This window comes from Pseudoalteromonas sp. H103 (assembly GCF_001469205.1).
In the GTDB taxonomy this organism is placed as follows: Bacteria; Pseudomonadota; Gammaproteobacteria; order Enterobacterales; family Alteromonadaceae; genus Pseudoalteromonas; species Pseudoalteromonas carrageenovora.
In genome coordinates, this window is record NZ_LOFG01000017.1 from 236,577 (window position 1) to 257,874 (window position 21,298).

At 40.1% G+C, this 21,298-nt stretch carries 20 protein-coding genes; 11 read left to right on the forward strand and 9 right to left on the reverse strand.

Annotated features, from left to right (window positions below):
- Positions 1 to 3 precede the first annotated feature (3 nt).
- The 9 genes from ATS74_RS15415 to ATS74_RS15460 all read left to right on the forward strand — a co-directional run bounded on the left by ATS74_RS15415 (position 4) and on the right by ATS74_RS15460 (position 7,915).
- Positions 4 to 2,694 (forward strand): nitrate reductase, encoded by a 2,691-nt coding sequence (locus ATS74_RS15415; RefSeq protein WP_058549753.1) that lies wholly within the window; start codon positions 4 to 6, stop codon positions 2,692 to 2,694.
- A 41-nt stretch (positions 2,695 to 2,735) separates the two neighbouring features.
- Positions 2,736 to 3,707 carry a GTP 3',8-cyclase MoaA gene (moaA, locus tag ATS74_RS15420; protein WP_058549754.1) on the forward strand — a complete coding sequence of 324 codons (972 nt, stop codon included), beginning with the start codon at positions 2,736 to 2,738 and terminating at the stop codon, positions 3,705 to 3,707.
- A 1-nt stretch (position 3,708) separates the two neighbouring features.
- Positions 3,709 to 4,335 carry a molybdenum cofactor guanylyltransferase gene (locus ATS74_RS15425; protein WP_058549755.1) on the forward strand — a complete coding sequence of 209 codons (627 nt, stop codon included), beginning with the start codon at positions 3,709 to 3,711 and terminating at the stop codon, positions 4,333 to 4,335.
- Positions 4,332 to 4,871, forward strand: a complete 540-nt coding sequence (moaB, locus tag ATS74_RS15430; protein ID WP_004587753.1) for a molybdenum cofactor biosynthesis protein B — start codon at positions 4,332 to 4,334, stop codon at positions 4,869 to 4,871. The genes ATS74_RS15425 and moaB overlap by 4 nt, the downstream gene beginning before the upstream one ends.
- 1 nt (position 4,872) lies before the next feature.
- Entirely contained in the window at positions 4,873 to 5,343 is a 471-nt protein-coding gene (moaC, locus tag ATS74_RS15435) for a cyclic pyranopterin monophosphate synthase MoaC (RefSeq protein ID WP_006794371.1), read from the forward strand.
- Positions 5,321 to 5,620 (forward strand): MoaD/ThiS family protein, encoded by a 300-nt coding sequence (locus ATS74_RS15440; RefSeq protein ID WP_058549756.1) that lies wholly within the window; start codon positions 5,321 to 5,323, stop codon positions 5,618 to 5,620. Before moaC ends, ATS74_RS15440 begins: the two co-directional genes overlap by 23 nt.
- Complete coding sequence (gene moaE / locus ATS74_RS15445; protein WP_058549757.1) at positions 5,620 to 6,078, forward strand: molybdopterin synthase catalytic subunit MoaE; 459 nt, start codon at positions 5,620 to 5,622, stop codon at positions 6,076 to 6,078. The genes ATS74_RS15440 and moaE overlap by 1 nt, the downstream gene beginning before the upstream one ends.
- Positions 6,079 to 6,510: 432 nt before the next feature.
- Positions 6,511 to 7,197 carry a hypothetical protein gene (locus ATS74_RS15455; RefSeq protein WP_161936781.1) on the forward strand — a complete coding sequence of 229 codons (687 nt, stop codon included), beginning with the start codon at positions 6,511 to 6,513 and terminating at the stop codon, positions 7,195 to 7,197.
- 73 nt (positions 7,198 to 7,270) lie between these two features.
- Positions 7,271 to 7,915 carry an MOSC domain-containing protein gene (locus tag ATS74_RS15460; RefSeq protein ID WP_058549760.1) on the forward strand — a complete coding sequence of 215 codons (645 nt, stop codon included), beginning with the start codon at positions 7,271 to 7,273 and terminating at the stop codon, positions 7,913 to 7,915.
- 16 nt (positions 7,916 to 7,931) lie between these two features.
- Here the strand turns inward: ATS74_RS15460 and ATS74_RS15465 are convergent, their stop codons facing one another.
- Complete coding sequence (locus ATS74_RS15465; protein ID WP_058549761.1) at positions 7,932 to 8,837, reverse strand: LysR family transcriptional regulator; 906 nt, start codon at positions 8,835 to 8,837, stop codon at positions 7,932 to 7,934.
- A 126-nt stretch (positions 8,838 to 8,963) separates the two neighbouring features.
- Here ATS74_RS15465 and ATS74_RS15470 point away from each other — a divergent pair, with 126 nt between their 5' ends.
- Positions 8,964 to 9,413, forward strand: coding sequence for a PACE efflux transporter (locus ATS74_RS15470; protein ID WP_201023032.1), 450 nt, complete (start codon positions 8,964 to 8,966; stop codon positions 9,411 to 9,413).
- 9 nt (positions 9,414 to 9,422) lie between these two features.
- Here the strand turns inward: ATS74_RS15470 and ATS74_RS15475 are convergent, their stop codons facing one another.
- The 6 genes from ATS74_RS15475 to ATS74_RS15500 form a co-directional block, all read right to left on the reverse strand.
- The gene (locus tag ATS74_RS15475; protein ID WP_058549762.1) at positions 9,423 to 10,679 is read right to left on the reverse strand and encodes a nitrate- and nitrite sensing domain-containing protein; all 1,257 of its coding nucleotides are present in this window, start codon (positions 10,677 to 10,679) and stop codon (positions 9,423 to 9,425) included.
- Positions 10,680 to 10,950: 271 nt separating this feature from the next.
- Entirely contained in the window at positions 10,951 to 11,820 is an 870-nt protein-coding gene (gene cobA, locus ATS74_RS15480) for a uroporphyrinogen-III C-methyltransferase (protein ID WP_058549763.1), read from the reverse strand.
- Between the two features lie 10 nt (positions 11,821 to 11,830).
- Positions 11,831 to 12,184: a nitrite reductase small subunit NirD gene (nirD, locus tag ATS74_RS15485; RefSeq protein WP_058549764.1), complete on the reverse strand. Its 354-nt coding sequence runs from the start codon at positions 12,182 to 12,184 to the stop codon at positions 11,831 to 11,833.
- The gene (gene nirB / locus ATS74_RS15490) at positions 12,171 to 14,747 is read right to left on the reverse strand and encodes a nitrite reductase large subunit NirB (protein WP_058549765.1); all 2,577 of its coding nucleotides are present in this window, start codon (positions 14,745 to 14,747) and stop codon (positions 12,171 to 12,173) included. Before nirB ends, nirD begins: the two co-directional genes overlap by 14 nt.
- Before the next feature lie 457 nt (positions 14,748 to 15,204).
- Positions 15,205 to 16,809, reverse strand: coding sequence for a SulP family inorganic anion transporter (locus tag ATS74_RS15495; protein ID WP_058549766.1), 1,605 nt, complete (start codon positions 16,807 to 16,809; stop codon positions 15,205 to 15,207).
- Complete coding sequence (locus ATS74_RS15500) at positions 16,809 to 17,465, reverse strand: carbonic anhydrase (RefSeq protein WP_058549767.1); 657 nt, start codon at positions 17,463 to 17,465, stop codon at positions 16,809 to 16,811. Before ATS74_RS15500 ends, ATS74_RS15495 begins: the two co-directional genes overlap by 1 nt.
- A gap of 340 nt (positions 17,466 to 17,805) precedes the next feature.
- Between ATS74_RS15500 and ATS74_RS15505 the strand changes: the two genes are divergently transcribed.
- Complete coding sequence (locus ATS74_RS15505) at positions 17,806 to 18,753, forward strand: hydrogen peroxide-inducible genes activator (protein WP_058549768.1); 948 nt, start codon at positions 17,806 to 17,808, stop codon at positions 18,751 to 18,753.
- 182 nt (positions 18,754 to 18,935) lie between these two features.
- Here the strand turns inward: ATS74_RS15505 and ATS74_RS15510 are convergent, their stop codons facing one another.
- Together ATS74_RS15510 and ATS74_RS15515 are read right to left on the reverse strand one after the other, a co-directional pair.
- Positions 18,936 to 19,787, reverse strand: a complete 852-nt coding sequence (locus ATS74_RS15510) for a universal stress protein (RefSeq protein ID WP_058549769.1) — start codon at positions 19,785 to 19,787, stop codon at positions 18,936 to 18,938.
- Between the two features lie 10 nt (positions 19,788 to 19,797).
- A complete protein-coding gene (locus ATS74_RS15515) occupies positions 19,798 to 21,288 on the reverse strand; it encodes a SulP family inorganic anion transporter (protein WP_058549770.1) in 1,491 nt (496 codons plus the stop codon).
- Positions 21,289 to 21,298: the final 10 nt, after the last annotated feature.

The window sequence follows — 21,298 nt, forward strand, 5'->3', positions numbered from 1 at the left end:
AGTATGGAAACTTTAAACACTTGTTCAAACACGCCTTTGCTTAAACAAACTACCTGCGCTTATTGTGGTGTAGGGTGCGGGGTTGATATTTCATTATTAAATAATACCCCAACAAAACTTGAAGGCACGCGCGAGCACCCAGCTAATTTTGGCCGCTTGTGTGTTAAAGGCACGCATTTGCTTGACACCACCGGCAGTGATAACCGCTTAACATCACCGCTTATTGATAACGAGCCTGCCAGCTGGGATGCTGCAACAAAATTCGTTGCTAATAGATTTAACGCCATTATTAAAGAGCATGGGCCGGAATCGGTTGCGTTTTATGTATCGGGGCAGTTACTCACTGAGGATTACTACGTTGCCAATAAATTAATGAAAGGCTACATAGGCTCAGGCAATATAGATACAAACTCAAGGCTGTGTATGTCATCGGCGGTTGCCGGTTATAAACGTGCATTTGGTGAGGACGTAGTACCATGTACCTACGAAGATTTAGAGCAAACTGAGCTACTTATTTTAATTGGCTCAAATGCAGCTTGGACTCACCCGGTACTATACCAGCGTATGGAGCGCGCAAAAAAGCTTAATCCAAACATGAAAGTAGTGGTTATCGACCCGCGAAAAACCGATACAGCCGAGCTTGCCGATACCTTTTTAAATATAAAACCAGGCAGCGACGGAGCACTTTATAACGGCTTACTTAATTATTTAAGTGAACATAACTATTTGGATACGCAATTTATTAACGAGCATACTAATGGCTTTGAAACAGCGCTTGTAGAGGCGAAAAAGTGGAGTGTAAAAGCGGTAAGTGACTTTTGTGATATTGACGCGCAGCTAGTGAGTGACTTTTACGCCTTATTTGCAAAAAGTCCAACCGCCATTAGTTTTTATTCAATGGGTATTAACCAATCAAGCTCAGGGGTTGATAAGTGTAATGCTATTATAAATGCGCATTTAGCGTCGGGCAAATTGTTAAAACCTGGCTGTGGCCCGTTTTCAATAACTGGGCAACCTAATGCAATGGGTGGGCGTGAAGTAGGTGGCTTGGCAAATCAATTAGCAGCACATTTAGACATTGAAAACGAAGCGCATCAACAGTTAGTGCAGCGTTTTTGGCAATCACCAACAATAGCTCAAAAAGCAGGGTGTAATGCTATTGATATGTTTGATGAAATCGCCAAAGGAAAAATAAAAGCTATTTGGGTAATGGCAACCAATCCAATGGTAAGCTTACCTAATAACGCAGCAATACAACATGCACTTGAGCAATGTGAGCTGGTGGTTGTGTCTGACTGTATAGCCAAAAGTGATACGCTAAAATTTGCTAATGTGGCGTTTCCATCAACCGGATGGGGCGAAAAAAACGGCACAGTAACTAACTCAGAGCGCAGAATATCAAGGCAACGCCCGCTAGTTGAGCCTTTCTCAGGAGCTAAAAACGATTGGCAAATAATGTGTTTAGTTGCCAAAAAAATGGGCTTTGAAGGATTTGATTTTACAGACCCAAGTGGCATTTTTGAAGAATGGGCACAACTTACTGATTTTGAAAATAATGGTGATAGGCTATTAAATTTATCAGCTTTAGTGGGACTTTCGAAGCAGCAGTACGATAACTTAAAACCCGTTATGTGGCCGGTACTAAAAAATGAGCCATATAAAAACGGGCAGGTTTTTGTTAATAAACAATTTAGCACCGCAGATAAAAAAGCCCGCTTTATACCTATAACGCCCAAACTTCCTGTGCAGCAAACATCAAGCGATTACCCTTTTGTAATGAACTCAGGGCGAATACGCGACCAATGGCATACAATGAGCCGCACCGGAAAAAGTACAGCGCTTTCTACTCATATAACCCGCCCATACATTGAAATAAACCCCATTGATGCCAGCAGACTAAATATAAAAGCAAACGATTTAATAACTGCCAATGCTAAAACTGGGCAGGTTACAGCTCATGCAAAAGTAACGGATGCCGTGCGTAAAGGTGAGTGTTTTATGCCTATTCACTGGAACAAGCAATTTGCCTCATCCGCTACGGTAAGTGGGCTTTATCAATCGGTTGTTGACCCTATTTCGGGCCAAGCTGAATGCAAACATGGTGCCGTTGATTTAGTTAAAGCGCAGTTTGCTCAGTACATGCAAATTTTTAGCAAAACAGAGCTTAAAATAACCAGTGATTTTTGGCTTAAAGTTAACGCAAGTAATTGTGTCAACTACCAGTTAGCACTTAATGAGGCACAAAATGACTTACTTTATTATTGCCAAACCCTTACAGGGTTACAAGGGCTGTGGTCAGCAATGGGCAGTGCAAAAGCAATGCATATTCAATGTATTCAAAACGAGCAGTTAGTGTTTGTTGCGGTTGTTTCGTCAGCTCAAAAAGACATATCACTTGAGTGGATAAATCATTTATTTGCAGAGACTTTAATAACCTTTAGCCAATTACAGTCATTGCTGTATGCCACCCCCGATGAAGAGTTTACCCAAGGCGCACAAGTATGTAGCTGCTTTAAAGTACGTGAGCAGCCCATTATAAATGCCATTAAAAGTGGTGCAAATACAGTGGATCAGTTGGGGGCTAAATTAAAATGCGGCACTAACTGTGGTTCGTGTAAAACGCAGTTAAGCCAATTAATAAAGCAACATGGTACAAAAAACGCTAACAGTATTGATGTTGCGGTTGTCATTTAAAGTGCTATTTAGAAAAAATAATATAAATACCAAGGAAGCATATGCTTAATGATCAATTTGGTCGGCAGTTTAACTATTTGCGCCTCTCAATTACCGATGTGTGTAATTTTAGTTGCACCTATTGTTTACCAAACGGGTATCAGTGCGATACCCCGCGTAACTTTTTAAATAAAAGCGAAATAAACACCTTAGTAAATGCGTTTGCGCAACTTGGCACAAAAAAAGTGCGTATTACAGGTGGCGAACCATGCTTACGAAACGACGTAACCGATATTATAAAGCAATGTAAAAACACGCCAGGCATAGAAAAAGTAGCCATAACAACGAATGGTTTTAACTTATTTAATAAAATTGATGAGTTTTACAGCGCTGGCCTAGATGCGCTAAACATTAGTATTGATAGCTTAAACCCAAGCATGTTTAAATTAATTACAGGGCACGACAAGCTAACCCATATTCTAAAAGGTATAGACCGGGCAATTGAGCTGGGCATAAAAGATATAAAAATAAATGCAGTGCTTGCTAAGCAGTTTAATAAAAACCAATTGAAGGATTTTTTAGACTGGGTGAAGCATAAAAAAGTAACGGTACGCTTTATCGAATTAATGGAAACAGGCAATGGTGCCGCCTTTTTTGAGCAAAATCATTTAAGCGGGCTAAGTGTTAAAACGCAGCTTTTAGCACAAGGTTGGTTACAGGTAGTGAGAGGTAAATTAAATGGCCCTGCAGAGGAGTTTTGTCACCCCGATTTTGAGGGCCGCATTGGCTTAATTATGCCCTACAGTAAAGATTTTTGTAAAAGCTGTAACCGATTAAGAGTATCGCCATTAGGCAAGCTACATTTATGTTTATTTGCTGAGCAGGGAATAGACTTACGCCCGCATTTAAATTCGCAAGATACGCCAGCCACTGTAAACGCAATTCAAGCAGCAATGGGCAATAAAACCATTAGCCATGAGCTTGATAAGCGCTTAACGGGCGCCACAACTCATTTAGCTATGTTGGGCGGCTAAAATGAGCAATAAAGCCGTGTTTACGGGAGTTGTACTCGCTGGTGGGCAATCATCAAGAATGGGCAGCGATAAAGCCAACCTCATTTTAAAAAATAAAACCTTACTGCAAAATGCATGTGAGTTATTAACAGCAGCAGGAGCAAGTGATGTACTTATAAGCCGTAATTTACAAAGTGCTACTGCGCAATATATACCTGACATATACCCAGGCTCTGGCCCGCTTGGCGGGATTTATTCAACTTTAATGGCGACAGAGCAAGATATACTTGTAACAGCTGTTGATATGCCATTGCTTACTTGCACTTTATTATCGCAAATTGCATCTGCAGGAAGCGATAATTCCCACTTTCAAAAAAATCAGCCACAAATACATGCGTGGCACTTTGAAAATGAACCGTTACCCCTGTATATTCGTAACACCCAAAGCGTTAAACGTCATTTAAAACAATTACTCATAAACGCAAATAGTCATAAATCAATTAAACAGTTTACCCGTAGTATTGGTGTGCAAACGCTAAAATGTAATAAAGCGCACGCACTTGTTAATACCAATACACCGGCGCAATTTAAAGCTGTTAACGAGCAATTTGACCAACACAAACCTAATTTATTGAGAAGAACCCTATGAGCCACACAACTGAGTCACAAATTGCATTAAACATTGCCGTAATGACAGTAAGCGATACACGCGATGAAATTACGGATACTTCAGGCCATTATTTAATTAAAGCCCTTACTGAAGCAGGCCATCACTTAGCGGATAAAGACATAGTTAAAGATGATGTTTACCAAATGCGAGCAGTTGCATCGCAGTGGATTGCCGATGACACCATTCACGCCATTTTAGTAACCGGTGGTACGGGCTTTACCGAGCGCGACTCAACACCAGAGGCATTTGCACCGCTGTTTGATAAAAGCGTAGATGGATTTGGTGAGCTATTTAGACATATTTCGTACGGCGAAATTGGTAACTCAACTATTCAATCGCGTGCGTTGGCAGGCCTTGCCAATAACACCGTTATTTTTTGTATGCCTGGCTCTACGGGCGCATGTAAAACAGCCTGGACAGGTATTATAAAAGATCAGTTAGACTCAATGCACAAGCCATGTAACTTTGCCCCGCATATTACGATTGGTAAAAAATGCGAATCGCGAGAGCAATAATATGCTGAGCCACGTAGACGAAAATGGCCAAGCAAACATGGTTGATGTATCGCTAAAAGAGGTCACTCTGCGCGATGCATCTGCCGAGGCCTACATTAAAATGAGCAAACAAGCTTTTGAGCAAGTGTTGCTTAATCAAAATAAAAAAGGTGACGTGCTAGGCGTTGCCCGTATTGCGGGTATTCAGGGCGCTAAAAAGTGCGCCGATTTAATTCCGCTTTGTCATCCGCTTGCACTTAGTAAAGTAGCTGTTGATTTTGAGCTTGATGAAGCACATAGCCAAATTAAAGTCACTAGCTACTGTAAATTGGCGGGTAAAACGGGCGTTGAAATGGAAGCGCTCACCGCTGTATCTGTGGCTACCCTTACACTATTTGATATGTGTAAAGCTGCCGACCCGCTTATGGAAATACACGGTATGCGTGTAACGCAAAAAGCAGGAGGCAAGCATGGCAGCTGGCAGCGAGATTAATTTAAATAATACGAATGCAGCTGCAGGGCATGTAAATGTACTCTTTTTTGGCCAACTTAAAGAACGACTAAAGTGCGATAAGTTAACCATTGATACAGCGCATACCCTTAGCATTAAAGCGTTTAAACACATGCTGGTTGAGCAAAACCCGCATTGGCAGGCATGGCTTGAAGAGCGCGATGTATTGTGTGCACTTAATCAAACTATGTCATCAAGCGATGAGCTTGTAAAAGCAGGGGATGAACTTGCTTTTTTTCCACCCGTTACAGGTGGCTAATGAGTATAAGCATTAACGTACAAACGCACGATTTTTCAGTAGGTGAGCAACACAATGCACTTTGCAGTAATAACAAAAGTGATGGTGCCGTAGTGACGTTTACAGGGCTTGTACGAGAATTTAGTAGCGGCGATAACGTAATCGCGCTTGAGCTTGAACACTACCCAGGTATGACTGAGCAACTACTGCAATCGATAGCCGAGCAAGCGCAAACACGCTGGCAACTTGCCCGTATAAGCATTATTCATCGAGTCGGCTATTTAGCCCTTGGTGAGCAAATTGTATTTGTAGGGGTCACCTCCCGCCACCGCCAAGCCGCGTTTGAAGGCGCACAATTTATAATGGATTACTTAAAAAACCACGCCACGTTTTGGAAAAAAGAACACTTTAAAGATTCATCAAACTGGGTTGAGTTTAAACAAAGCGACAAGCAAGCGTTAAACAAGTGGGAAAAGTAGGTCTGTGTAAGCTTAAATAAATGCGTTTATAAAATATTAATGAAAAATTTCATCTCAAAAAGAGAATCTATAGAGTCTGCTTACCTTTGGATAGCGGCTCTACTTATTTTTATAATTATGTTAGAACTATTAACTGGCTGGTCAATTGGGTCCAAGAGCTCGCCGAGTCAATCTTTAAAAATTAATCCGGAGCAGTTTTGGTTTGAAATAAAATTCCACTGTAGCTTAGTCATATGGGTAATTTTTAGAGCTTTTATTACATTCCCGCTTTTTAGAGCGACTTACAATGGTATGCTTCGCTTTAGAGAAAAACACAAAACCATAGCAAATATCCTTTTCTATGTACTTACCCCTGTATTTGTAGTGTTTCTTATTTTAACTTTGTTATATATTTTTGACTTATAATCTTACTTTGTTGATCATCAAGGATGAATGATGAAAATTTACACTCTCTTACTATTGGCTATTTTTTTACAACCGTTCTGTATTTACTTTGCGTTGTACGCAAAAGCCAAATATTCATCAGAAAATAAGCCAATTAACCAACTTGTATTAGGTGTAACGCCGAGTCTTGCATATCTATCGGCCGACGATTTTTGGGGTTCATTCGTTTTACTTTTTATAGTTACTGCTGGGTCTCTTCTTTTATCGTTATTGCTAAATTTGAGATACGTGATGACAAGAAAAGTAAATACGAGCACTATCCTTACTTCAATTGTTTCATTTCTTTTGGTATTTGGGTTCTTTTATTGGTTAATTGGTCATTTTATAGTTGAAAACTGGTATGAAACATTTTTGCCCTCATTTTATTTTTTGGGACTACTTGTTAGTGTTTTTATTATAAAAATCATCGAAAAGAAGCGACAAATTGAAGACGGACTGAGCAATATGCTCGTGCTAGCTTTATGCGTTGCTGCGTCAGTTATTTCTGCATTTGGGGATGCATTTTTATTATGTACCTGTATTAATATATTTTTACTCATTCCAATAGGTGGCGCTATTATAAGCTCAGATGTAGATAAAACGTCTGCGGGTGGTATAGCCTTTTTTTATGGCTATGTATTTATCATGAGTTTGCCTCTTTCTGGCCTGCTTTATTTAGCGCTTAGCTCTAGTTAATGCCTGTTAATATAGGTTTTGATAATAATATAAATTAGCTCTGGGCTGTTAAAGTATTAATTAAAGGTTTTATATGAAAATAATCTCTACCAATATCTCTAAAATAAAAACGGTTGTTCATAACGGAAAAGCCATTAAAACCGGTATTTTTAAAACGCCAACCAATGAGCCTGTTGTTATTGAAAAGCTAAATATAATAGGTGATGAACAAGCCGATTTAGTCAATCACGGCGGGGTAGATAAGGCGGTTTATGCGTTTTCGCATAATCATTATGCTTACTGGAAACACACCCTTGAGAATGATGATTTAGCAGTAGGTGCCTTTGGCGAAAACTTTACAATTTCAGACCTTGATGAGCAAAATATTCATATAGGCGATCATATTAGTGTAGGTACTGCACTGCTTGAAGTAAGCCAGCCCCGTGTGCCGTGCTTTAAGCTTGCCATTGCACTTAATAATAAACAAAGCCTAAAATTGTTTACTCAGTATTACCACACGGGTGTTTACTTTAGAGTGCTTGAGCCAGGTATGGCTAAAACAGGGGATGCAGTCACCATTGTTCATAAAGCGGAGCATAACATTTCAGTAAAAACATTGTTTCAGGCTTTTTTTGATAAACAATACCCAGATTATGAAAGCGTATTACTCGCAGCACTTGAGCTCCCAGAACTTGCGCTTGAGTGGCAAACTAAGATTAAAAAGAAACTCGGTATATAACGCTTTATAAGTGCTATTAAGCTTTTGCTTGCCAACTATCCTCTTTTAAAAAATGTTGCTGTAAAAGGGTGAGTAAACTTTCGGTTACTGGGCCTGTAGGTTTACTTCTTGATACCACACAGCCTACAGGCGTTAGCCAACCGCCTTGCTCATGTACTACAGGTAGAGCAACAACGTCACCTTGTTTAAGTTGTTGTTTTATAGCCAACTCAGGTACCAGTGCCCAGCCCACATTTTGTGTTACCAAATCTATGAGTGTTTGATGAGTATTGGCGTACCAAACCTTAGCGCTTATAGCATAGCTAAACCATAACTCTGATTGATTAAGGCTGCGGTGAGCACATTGCCTATATGCTTTTAAGTCACTGCTATTTACTTTATTAAGTTTAGCAAGCGCATGTTGCGGTGACACAATCGTTAAAAAACGAGCCTGGCCTAGCAAAAAAAAGTCCATATCTACCTTTAATTCACCATCACTATATATGATACCTATTTGCGCTTTACCTGTTTTTACAAACTCTTCTACATCAAACGTAGTGACCGATATTAGCTCAAAGTTTGTAATAGGGTACTGCTGAGCAAGGGGGGCTATTATTTTTAATATTCCGTGATTACTTATACTTTCGTCAATAGCTATTACTACGTCTTGCTCGTAGTTTTTAGCAAGAGACTCAACTTTTTGATCGAAATAAGTTTGTTGGTGCAGTATTGAATAAGCCACAGGGAGCAAGGTTTTTCCACTTTTTGTTAACGTGGGAGTGTTTTTGTTACGGTCAAACAATGGTTGATCTATTGCAATTTCAAGATTAGAAATAGCTTGGCTAATACCCGACTGCGCTCGATTTAACTTTCGCCCTGTTGCTGAAAAAGAGCCAGTTTCTACTACGGTTACAAATATTTTTAGTTGCTCTAAGCTGTACATTTGATTCTACTTTATTTAGCACGATACATTCATCTTATCACTACAAATGATGGTTGCTAACTTTTGTATCACTATAAATCTGTCATTATTACTACACTTGAATATTAAGATATAAAAGAGGACACTATGACAGAGAAAATGGGGGCAACAGAGCGAGTATTCCAGGCAGTTTTGTTTGAGGTTTTAGCCGTGTCGTTATCAATTTTAGGTTTAGCGCTATTTACAGATCATGCAATTGGGGCTTTATCGGGCACTATGATTATTGTTGCGACAATTGCTATGTGTTGGAACTTTATTTTTAACTGGTTTTTTGACCGAGTGGCCACAGGCGCTAAAGAAAAGCGCTCGTTATTGTTTAGAGTTTTTCACGTAATTTTATTTCAAGGTGGCTTGCTTATATTTACCATTCCAGTAATGGCATACATATTAAACGTTAATTTTTGGCAAGCATTTATAATGGATATTGGGGTTACTTTTTTTATAACCCTTTACGCTTTTACTTTTAATTTAGTGTACGACCATACACGCGCTTACATTTTACGATCAAAAAAATCAGCGCATGCAGTTAACGTATAGCATTTAGTGTTAATCATCACTCAATTCAACAATTTTTTGAGCGACATTGTAAAGCGAGCTGTGGGAGTCCATAGCTTGTTTTTGCAATTGTTTATGGGCTTGCTCTTCGGTTAATTTTAATTGCTCTATTAATATATATTTTGCTTGGTGAATCACTTTTTGCTCGGTGATCACTCGTTTTGCATCAACCAGTGCTTGGTTAATTTGTTTAATATGTTGGCTTTGCTCTAAAATTAAGTCGTACATGGTTTTATTACTATTGAGCTTGCTTGCCGCTGTATTAGTAGGTTCATTGTTTTTAAGCGCTAGCTGCCCGTCGGTTGCAGGCATATATTGTTGCTCTAAGGTATTGAGTATTTGTTTGTTGGAATTTAATTTTCGTTGTGCACATGCAATTTGCATTGCAGCGGAGTCGATTAAATGATCGCTAATGTTTTGCTCTATTTTATGCATAATATCAATACGCGTTGTGGTTACTTCGTACCACACTTCGCTAAGCTGCGATAAAGGCTGTGCATTTTCGTCATCAAGTTTTTGTAGCAAACTTCTTAGCTGATCTACTTGTTTATTTACAGGGTGCTCTATCAATGAGGTATAGCATTTAAGTAAATGATCGTCTGCGTACTCATTAAAAAACGAAAAACTATGGCTTTGCTCTTGAACAAAATGAGCGAGTTGCGTTTTTTGATCTTCTGTAAATTTACTCGCAGCAAAAGCTTGTGCTCCGCAAGCGCGCTCTTGGCCAGCGTATTCTTTACCTTGCATAAAATTAAAATAAGCAACTAATAGACGAGTAACATGTGGATCGCTTGCACCATCAGCAGCTTCTAAAATAATATTTAATAAGCTAGCTATAAGTTGCGTAAATGATTGAGTTGCATGTACAGGCGTTACGTTTTGTCTGCCTATTTGGTGGCGCAAAGCGGGTAGCACGTCTAGTGCCTGTAAGCTGTAAGTAATTAAATTATATAACCTTGAATGACCCGGGTCGGCATTATCCGATATAAAGGTTGTTTTAAGAGAATCATAAAAGGTATCTTGAGCGCTTTGTGTAATGGGTATTTGCTGTGTGAGCTCATTGCTAAAACGTAAGCTTTTTGAGGCCAAAAAGATGTTGCTCATAGCACGTTCTTTTTGTAACTGGTGCACAAAATCACCTAGCTTGGTGAGCGAGGCACAGCTATTTTGCAGTTGCTTTAAAGCGTGAATTTCTTGGTACTTTGCCGCTAGTAAAAACTGTTTTGTGAGAGGATTGCTTGTCTGCATAGGTTTTGTTCCGCACTTTTTTGTTTTTAAAGTGCAACCCTTGTTCCAATCATGAAAAAAATTAACTATTGAATTTAAAATCAATCTAAAACAGCCGCTTGTGGTTATATTTTTATTTTAAAAGTATTAATCACTTTATTTTAAGCACGCAAATTTACCCTTTTTGGTGCATAAAAAGGGAATATTGCACTGCTAACATTGTATATAAAAAAGCACGCTTACCCCTGGGGAGGAAATAAGCGCGAAAAGTGCATTATGTATTAAATCTGCATTAAGTATTGACCGTTTGAACTAAAAGCTCAGGGGTAATAGCCATTTTATGGTTTATTACTTCTCCAACAATTATAAGAGTAGGGCCTTGCAGGTTATGACTAAGGTGATCATTTACTATATTTTCTAATGTACTGGTAATTACTTTTTGCTTACTCGTTGTGGCGTTTTCGATAAGTGAGATTGGCGTAGTACTTGGCCAATTTACCGATTGAAGGCCGCTACTTAGCTCTTTTAATCGTCCTAAGCCCATATAAACCACTAAAGTTGGATTATTGTTACCTTGCACAAAGGCGTAATTGCTCCAATTAGGCAGTTTTTTAGGATCTGCAAATTGAGCAGTTAAAAACGTGACGCTTCGCGCTACATCACGTGCTGTAAGCGGAATGCCTGTATATGCAGAGGTCGCACATGCAGTGGTTACACCAGGTACAATCGCAAAGCTAATATTATGCTTTGTAAGCGCATCAGCTTCTTCGTTTATGCGAGCAAATATACTCGGATCGCCCCCTTTTAAACGTACTACGTTTAACCCTTGTTGAGCATATTTAACGAGTAGGGCGCAAATATTGGCCTGTGTCATTGAATGCATACCGGCTCGTTTGCCTACAAATACACGCTGCGCTGTTTTAGGTAATGTTTTTAGTAAATCTTCGCTTACAAGCCAGTCATATAAAACGACGTCGGCTGCTTGTATTAAACGCTGCGCTTTTACGGTAATTAGCTCAGCATCGCCCGGGCCTGCTCCAATAATATAAACATGGCCGTTTTTGCCCCCTTTGGGATTAAGCTTATCGCCATTGGTAAGTTTATTTACAAATTTGTTTAGCCATACATTTTCAATACCCGAAAAATAAGAAAGCACGCTCATAATAATCTCCTTAAGCAACCGCTTTAATTACTTTCGGCTCGGCGCTTATAAGTACGTTACCGTCTTCAATTTTTGCATCAAAAACCGGTAAATGTATTGCTTCGGCCTCTAGGCACTCGCCTGTTGCTAAACAAAAATGCTGTTTATATAACGGCGAAGCCACAACCAGTTTTCCCTCTATAGAGCCAATAATACCGCGCGATAATACGTTCGCTTTTCCAATTGGGTCGTAGTTACTAATGGCAAACACGCCTTCTTTGTTTTGTGGTACATAAAAAATGGCCACTTGCTGATTATTAACTAATGCGCATACACCACTGTTAGCAACTAGGTCGTCGATTGTTCCAATATTATGCCAAGACATCAGCTTGCTCCTCTTCAAGTTCCACTACCGGAATACGGTTTTGAGTAATTAGTTGTTCGCGTTTTTCAGCGTCTGTAGCTGGGCGAATTTGATTACGTTCTTGTACAAATAAAATATTGTCATCGGGATTAGGGCTATTAACAAACTGACGAAAACGCTTAGAAGCTTCAGGGCTTTCTACTGCTTTTTTCCACTCACACGCGTATGTTTGAGTAATAAGTTCCATTTGTTCTTCAAGCTCTTGGCAAATACCTAAGCTGTCGTCTATTACTACACTTTTAAGGTAGTCTAAACCGCCTTCAAGGTTTTCCATCCATACAGAAGTACGCTGTAATTTGTCGGCGGTTTTTATGTAAAACATTAAAACGCGGTCTATGTATTTAATAAGAGTGGCTGTATCTAAATCGGTAGCAAATAAATCGGCGTGACGAGGGCGCATTCCGCCATTACCACACACATATAAGTTCCAACCATTTTCGGTGGCAATAATACCTATATCTTTACTTTGTGCTTCGGCGCATTCGCGGGTACAACCCGACACGGCCATTTTAAATTTATGCGGTGAGCGTAACCCTTTATAGCGATTTTCAATTTCTATTGCGTGGCCAACACTGTCTTGTACACCATAACGACACCAAGTACTTCCCACACAGGATTTAACCGTTCTAAGAGACTTACCATAAGCGTGACCTGTCTCAAAGCCAGCTTCAATGAGTCTTCCCCAAATAACGGGTAGCTCTTCTAAACGTGCGCCAAATAGATCGATACGTTGTCCGCCGGTCACTTTACAATAAAGATTAAAGTCTTTTGCTACTTGGCCAATTACAATGAGTTTGTCGGGTGTTATTTCGCCGCCAGCAATACGAGGTACTACAGAGTACGAGCCGTCTTTTTGCATGTTAGCAAGGTAGGTGTCGTTAGTATCTTGCAGGCCAACATGGGCAGGTTCTAAAATAAAGTCATTCCACGTTGAGGCTAAAATAGAAGCGATTGCAGGCTTACATATTTCACAACCATGATGCCCACTACCGTGTTTAGCTAATAAATCATCAAAGGTTTTAATGCTTTCTACTTTAACCATATGCATTAGCTCTTGGCGCGAATACGCGAAGTGCTCGCACACATGGTTGTTTACTTCAACACCACGACTCGCTAGCTCATCATCTACTACCGATTTAAGTAAAGCGGCACAGCCACCACAACCACTGGCTGCTTTTGTGCACGATTTAACAGCAGCTAAATCGCATGAGCCACCATCAATAGCACCCACAATGTCGCCTTTACTCACGTTATGACACGAACAAATGGTGGCGGTATCGGGTAGGGCGCTGCCCGCTAATGAAGGTGCTCCAGCGCTGTCTGGTAAAATTAAACACTCAGGATGCTCTGGTAAGTCCATGTCGTTTAACATGTACTGCAGTAGCGTATCGTAATCACTAGTATCGCCAACAAGTACTGCACCAAGCAGCTTATCGCCGGTTTCATTTAAAATGATTTTTTTATAGCAGTCTCTAATTGGATCTTGGTAAATAAGCTCTTTGCAGTTGGGTGTTTTTGCATGAGCGTCGCCAATAGATCCTACTTCAACACCGAGCAGTTTTAATTTAGTGCTCATATCGGCACCTGAAAATTCAAGTTCGCCGCCACTTAGCTGGCTTGCTGCAACGCGGGCCATGTTGTAGCCAGGTGCCACTAAACCAAATAGTTTTTTGTCCCACAAGGCACATTCGCCAATAGCTAAAATATCAGGGTCTGAGGTTTGGCACTGGTTATTAATAATAATGCCGCCACGTTCGCCAAGTTCAAGCTCAGCCACTTTGCCCAGTTGATCATAAGGGCGAATACCAGCTGAGAACAAAATTAAGTCGGTTTCTAAAAACGTACCGTCTGAAAAGTTTAATCTAAAGCGGCTAGTTTCACCTTTTACTATTTCGCTGGTTGCTTTTGAGGTATGAACAGTAACACCTAGTTTTTCTATTTTATTTTTTAATAGCGTGCCGCCTTGCCCGTCGAGCTGTACAGCCATAAGCTGCGGTGCAAACTCAACAACATGCGTATCAAGCCCTAATTGTTTAATGGCGTTTGCGGCTTCAAGTCCTAATAAACCACCCCCAATTACTACACCACTTTTACTGGCTGCGGCACTGGCTTTTATTTGCTCTAAATCCTCTAGGGTGCGATAAACCAAGCAATGGGGTTGATCGTTCCCCTTAATTGGCGGCACAAACGGGAACGAGCCCGTAGCAAGTATAAGTTTGTCGTACGGGTATTGATCGCCAGTTTGGGTAGTTACTACTTTATTTACTCTATCAATGCCTTCAACCCACTGTTTAGTATGTACATTAATATTAAGTTGTTGATAGTTATCTAAAGTTGTTAGTGCTAAATCGGCGGCTGTTTTGCCATCAAACACGCTTGATAAATAAACGCGGTCGTATGCAAGATTTGCTTCTCCACAAAGTACTGTAATATTTGCTTTGTCATCGCTTTGGCGCATTTGCTCAACAAAATGATGTCCGACCATACCATTGCCGATAATGAGTATTTTTTGCGAGGTTTGCATTAGGCATTCCTTAATGTGACGGTTTAAATTTTAAAAACAAAAAAGCCCGCCACAGATACAAATTCATGTAACTGCGAGCGGGCTTCTTTGCCTGTGGTCATAACAACCTAAATGTATGCCGTTAAAATAACGGGCTTGTTAACTAATTGTTTGCAAAAACACGGCCATGTTTTTAAGTGGCTGTTTTTAAAAAGGTAGCTTTGTTTTTATGTGTTTTAATTTTACTATTTTGTTTTACTTTGGTGCGTAACTAGCACTACGGCAGTGCAAGTATTGTCTTTATTATGTGCATTATCAGTCAATAAAAGGCGCATTATCATTCATAGTGTATTGGGTTAAATTACGGTGGGCGTGCAAAAAATATTATTGGCAGAATCTAAACGTCAAAGTAACTAATAGCACTTAAGGGCCAGTGGCCCTTAAGTGCTATTAGTTTAAAAACGTTTAAACTAATAGCTTACTCATTTGCATTTTTAATGGTGCTCTTGAGCGCTTGCTCCAGTGCTTCAAGTCGGGTTTTAAATATAATGGTTTCGCTGTGCTTAGCATTAATACTATTTAATACATGTTGTACGGCTTGGTTTGCGCCACAAATATATAAACTACGACCTGATGAAAGCGCGTCGGTAGTCACTGTTTCTACCGCCATAGCAGCCGATACATCCATAGTTGGGACGCGCGAAAAGTCGAGTATTAGCACTTTAGAGCCTGGTTTTACGCTTTCGCGAACATGGTGTCCTACATCCGCAGCGGCGCCAAAACTAAGTGGTCCACCAAAGCTAAATAGTAAAACTTTGCCTTTAGTTTGCTTAAGTAGCTCGTTTTCGGCTTCGTCTTCTAAATTTTCAGGTAGGTTATTAAGCTGCTCTAGCTGAATTTGTGCAATTTGACGTACAAATGCGAGCGCTGCTAAAACAACACCAACGCCTACAGCTGTTATTAAATCTACAAATACGGTTAAACCTAACACTAAAAGCATTAGAGCAAAGTCCCAACGCGGACCTTTATGAGCACGTTTTAAGTAACTCCAATCAACAATATCTAGACCTACTTTTACTAAAATACCCGCCAGTACTGCATGAGGTATTTGGCTTGCAAGTGGGCTTAAACCTAAAATTACAGCTAATAATACAAGTGAATGGATCATGCCTGAAAGACGCTCTTTACCACCACTTCTTATATTAACTACGGTACGCATGGTTGCACCTGCGCCGGCAATACCACCAATCAAACCTGCTACCGTATTACCAATACCTTGGCCTACTAATTCTTTATTTGAATTATGGCGAGTTCGGGTCATATTATCGGCAACAAGTGAGGTTAATAAGCTATCTATAGAGCCTAAAATAGCTAAGATCACTGCGGCTTCGAGAACTAAAAATATGCTTTGTGTGTCGTAAGCGGGTAAGTGTAAGCTCGGTAAGCCAGTAGGGATTTCGCCTAAAATTGGTACGCTAATAAATAAGCTTGCTAAAGTCCCAATAACTAAAGCCGCTAGCGCACCAGGTATGTATTTACCTAATTTTGCAGGCCATTTATAGGCAATAAATAATGTACCAATACTCAGTGCTAAAGTAGCAAAGTTAATATCAGCCAGTGCTGTTGGTAAGTAAGATAGGGCACCAATAGTGCCACTTGGCGGCTCATGGCCAAACACTCGACCCAATTGTAAAATAATAATAATTGCGCCAATGCCGGTCATAAATCCAGAAATAACAGGGTAGGGAACTAAGCGAATATACTGCCCAATACCTAAAAGGCCAAAGGCAATTTGTATTAAGCCCGCTAAAATAACCGCTGTAAATATAAGTTCAGCATTACCCGATAAGCTCGCAAATAAACCCGCAAGTACCACAACCATTGGCCCCGTAGGGCCCGATATTTGAGAAGGTGTACCACCAAAAAGGGCAGCAAAAAAACCAACGGCCATAGCACCGTATAAACCAGCCATGGGGCCAAGCCCCGAGGCAACACCTAAAGCGAGGGCAAGAGGTAGAGCAACAACCCCTGCGGTAATACCGCCGGTTATGTCGCCTCGAACATTTGAGAATAAACTCTTCATTATTGCTCTTCTTTAGCGATAGTTTCTTCGTAGGTGTCTTTTACGGGTTTAAATTCCCTTGTTGCTTCGTCGTAGGTTTTAATTTCAGCCGATTCAAAGTCGTACACCCAACCGTGTAATTTAATTTGGTCAGTTGCTATTTTTGCCGCAACCGCAGGGTGAGTTTTAATATGCTGCAATTGCTGAATTACGTTTTCTTCGGTTACAAGGCCTAAATGCTCTTCGTGAGTAAGTGAACTACATCCGCATTTTTCTTTAACAACTTCTGTTGCTACACGGCTGTGACCTAACCATTCTTTAACATGGGGCAAACTTGCTAGGCCTTCAGTGTTAATTGCACCTTTCATAGCGCCACAATCAGAGTGACCACAAATAATAATGTGGGTAACACCTAATGCTGCCACTGCAAATTCGATTGATGCGGTCATACCGCCAGTTTGATTACTATGAGGAGGGACGATATTACCCGCATTACGACAAATAAATAATTCACCAGGCTCAGTTTGGGTTACTAAGTTAGGATCGATGCGAGAGTCGGCACAGGTAATAAACAACACTTCTGGGTTTTGGCCATTTGCTAGCTTTTGAAAAGCTTCTTTTTTAGCTGGAAAAACGTCTTTCTGAAATTTAGCTACGCCCGAAATAATATGTTCCATGAACAGCTCCTATTTTGTGTAATATCAATTTGAAATAATACTTAACCATTTTATTGGGTTAAACGTGTTGCTACCTGCATTAAAATATTCTTATTTACGACTGCATGGATGCAGAAGGTAGAGCAATGCAGGAGCAATTGCCGAGAACAACTAAATAGCCAATTTTTTGCATAGCTATCAACTCGTTTTTCAACCCTCAAAATAGCTCACTTAATTAAGCGGCTTGATATAATTTAATATTTAATTTTTTGCATAGTTATTCTTGCCTGATAAATTTATAGCAGTATAGGTGTGTTCGTGATAGCTTTATGCTATCAGACGAGTTTTAAGTAAATGATAAATGAACCAAGGTTCGCTAAAGTCTCCTTCAATTTCACAGATAAAATATTTTGCCAAAGTTGCAAAAACGTTGAGTTTTAGACGTGCAGCGCAAGCGTTAAAAATTAGCCAGCCTACGTTAACCAATCAAATAGCGGCACTTGAAAAAATGCTTAACTTACAGCTGTTTGAACGATCACGAAGCGGGACGGTTTTAACACCCCAAGGGCGAGCGTTACTTTCTCAGGCTGAGGTTTTACTCCAAGCAAGCATGCGTTTTGACGAACTAGCCAGAGACTTAAATGATGACTCACAAACAACGTACCGATTAGGCGTGCCACCTTCGGTAGGGCCTTATTTATTGCCACATATTTTACCAGAGTTGCATAAAAAGTACGCTCAATTGAAATTTTATGTTCGCGAAGACACCTCTGCAAATTTACTACAAGGGCTTTATAATGGCGATTACGATTTAATACTTACAGACAAAGTACAAGAATCAACCCAATTAGTCGAAGCTCCTTTATTTATAGAGCCCCTTAAATTTGTGATGGCAAGTGATCACGAGTTAGCCGGAAACGCTATTATTGATCCTGTTAATATTAAAGGTGAAGTCGTGTTAACACTTGAAGGAACGCATCATTTTCACGATCAGGTGCAAGAGCTTTGCCATGAGGTGGGGGCGGTTTTACACCGAGACTATGAAGGCACTAGCCTAGATACACTCAGGCAAATGGTGGTCATGGGTATGGGGTCTGCCTTTTTACCAGGCTTATATATTCACTCAGAAATACATCGTCCAAATGAGCTGCAAGTATGTGAGCTAAGAAATATGCGCATAATTCGCCAGCATAACCTTATTTGGCGAAATACATCGTCGAGCCGTGTATTTTTTAGAGAGCTAAGCCAATATATCCGCACGATTATGAAAACTAAATTAAGTGATGTAGTAAGCGTTATTGACCAATAATTTATAGCAAGCAGGTTTTTGGCGTTGTATATACTTGTAATAGTGGGCTTTTGAAGCGTAATTTCTCTTTTTAAATACGTTAATAAATATTTTAACCCGCGTTTTGGGTAGCTCTTAGCTGGTACGAATAAAGCCTAAAGCATGCTCACTTTAGGCTTTACTAATCATCAAAGGCTTCAAAACTATTTAAGGACTACCACGGGAACATTACTATTTTCGAGCATTTTAATGGTGTTACTACCTACAAAAAACTGCCTTAGTTTAGAGTGCCCAAACGCACCCATTACAATTAAATCAATATTATTTTGCTCTTGGTATTGCATTAGCGAGTCAAAAATATTGCCTTCTAAAAAGCTTGCTGATACTTCAAACCCCATACTGAGAAGTTTATGCTGCGCATTAATAAACTTTTCTGCGAGGTCTTTTTCGTTATTTTTGATACTCACCAAATGACAATGCAAGCCATGTAGCAATCCGCCATCAATCACTTGTTGCAGTGCTTTGTCGGCTGTTTCGCGGCCATCGTACGCAATCATAAATGATTTAGGTTGTTTAAATGTTTCAGGAATAAGCAAAATAGGTTGTGTTGCATTACGTACTAAGGTTTCAATGTGTGAGCCCAGCACTGCAAAGCTATTACTATGTCCCGCACCATTTTGCCCAATAACAATAAGGCGTGTGTTGTCTTTTAAGTCTATAACGGTATCGAGCAAATCACCGTGGCGCTTAATTAATTCAAAGTTAGTAATACCTGCCGATTTAGCGTGATCACTTACCGAGTTTAATAATTCGTCAGCCATTTTTAAACTTACTTGGCAGCGTTGTTCGTCAAGCTTAGTCATTTCATCAAGCAATGTTGACTGTGCACCAAGCCCAATACTGCCAGAGTAGTCGCCAACATTCGTTTGCTGCGTTTTTTCAATTGTATGCACAAAACTAATGGGTTTATTGAGCTTTTTTGAAGCCCAAATAGCAGCATCGGTTACATTTTTAGTAATGGCTGAGCCATCTACATAAGTAATTATTTTAGTCATTACATTCTCCTTAATGTCCGCCAAGTAGTTTATCGACTTCTTCAGGGTTGTTATGCACACCAAATTTATCAATTACGGTTTCGGTTGCGCTATTCATACCAATAATATTAACTGTTGCGCCTTCACGCCTAAACTTAATAACCACCTTATCGAGTGACGATACACCGGTGATATCCCAAAAGTGAGCATGGGTTAAATCAATTACCACGTTAGAAACCGCATTTTTAAAATCGAACGACGCTATAAATTGCTCCGCTGAGGCAAAAAATACTTGGCCAACTACTTCGTAAGTTATTTTATCGTTGCTTCCATCATGGTTAGCTTTAACCACCATAAAGCGACCAATTTTATTGGCAAAAAATAATGTAGCTAGCAATACACCAACTAACACGCCAATGGCTAGGTTATGCGTGGCAACTACCACAATAACGGTGGAAATCATCACTACGTTTGATGAAAGCGGGTTCTTTTTTAAATCTTTAACTGATGTCCAAGAGAATGTACCTATCGACACCATAATCATTACTGCAACTAATGCCGCCATAGGAATTAACCGCAGCCATTCATCTAAAAACACCACCATGATGATTAAAAATGAACCGGCAATAAAGGTAGAAAGTCTGCCGCGACCACCCGATTTAACGTTAATAATTGATTGTCCAATCATGGCGCAACCTGCCATACCACCAAATAAACCTGCGCCAATATTGGCAATACCTTGACCTTTACACTCTTTATTACGATCGCTTGTGGTATCGGTTAAGTCATCAACAATAGTGGCGGTCATCATTGACTCAAGTAAGCCCACAACCGCAAGACCAATCGAATACGGCAAAACAATTTGCAGCGTTTCGAGTGTTAGCGGTACATCGGGCCATAAAAATATAGGCAGAGTGTCAGGTAGTTCACCCATGTCGCCAACGGTTCTTATATCAAGCCCTAAAAACAGTGAAACCAGCGTAATAACAACAATACACACTAAAGGAGAGGGAAGTATTTTGCCAATAGTTGGAATGTACGGGAATAAGTAAATAATACCTAAGCCCGCTGTAGTCATGGCGTAAACATGCCAAGTCACATTGGTAAGCTCAGGTAATTGCGCCATAAATATTAAAATAGCCAGTGCGTTTACAAACCCAGTAACAACAGAGCGCGATACAAATCGCATTAACTCACCGAGCTTTAAAAAGCCTGCAAATATTTGTATTACGCCGGTAAGCAAGGTGGCAACAAGTAAGTATTCCAGACCATGATCTTTAACTAGCGTCACCATTAACAGTGCCATTGCACCGGTAGCCGCCGATATCATACCTGGGCGTCCGCCTACAAAGGCAATAATAACCGCGATACAAAATGAGGCGTACAAACCCACTTTTGGATCAACACCCGCAATAATAGAAAAGGCAATAGCCTCAGGTATTAGGGCAAGCGCCACAACAATACCAGCAAGCACATCGCCACGAACATTAGAGAGCCAATCTCTTTTTACGTGATCAAACATGTAAGTAACC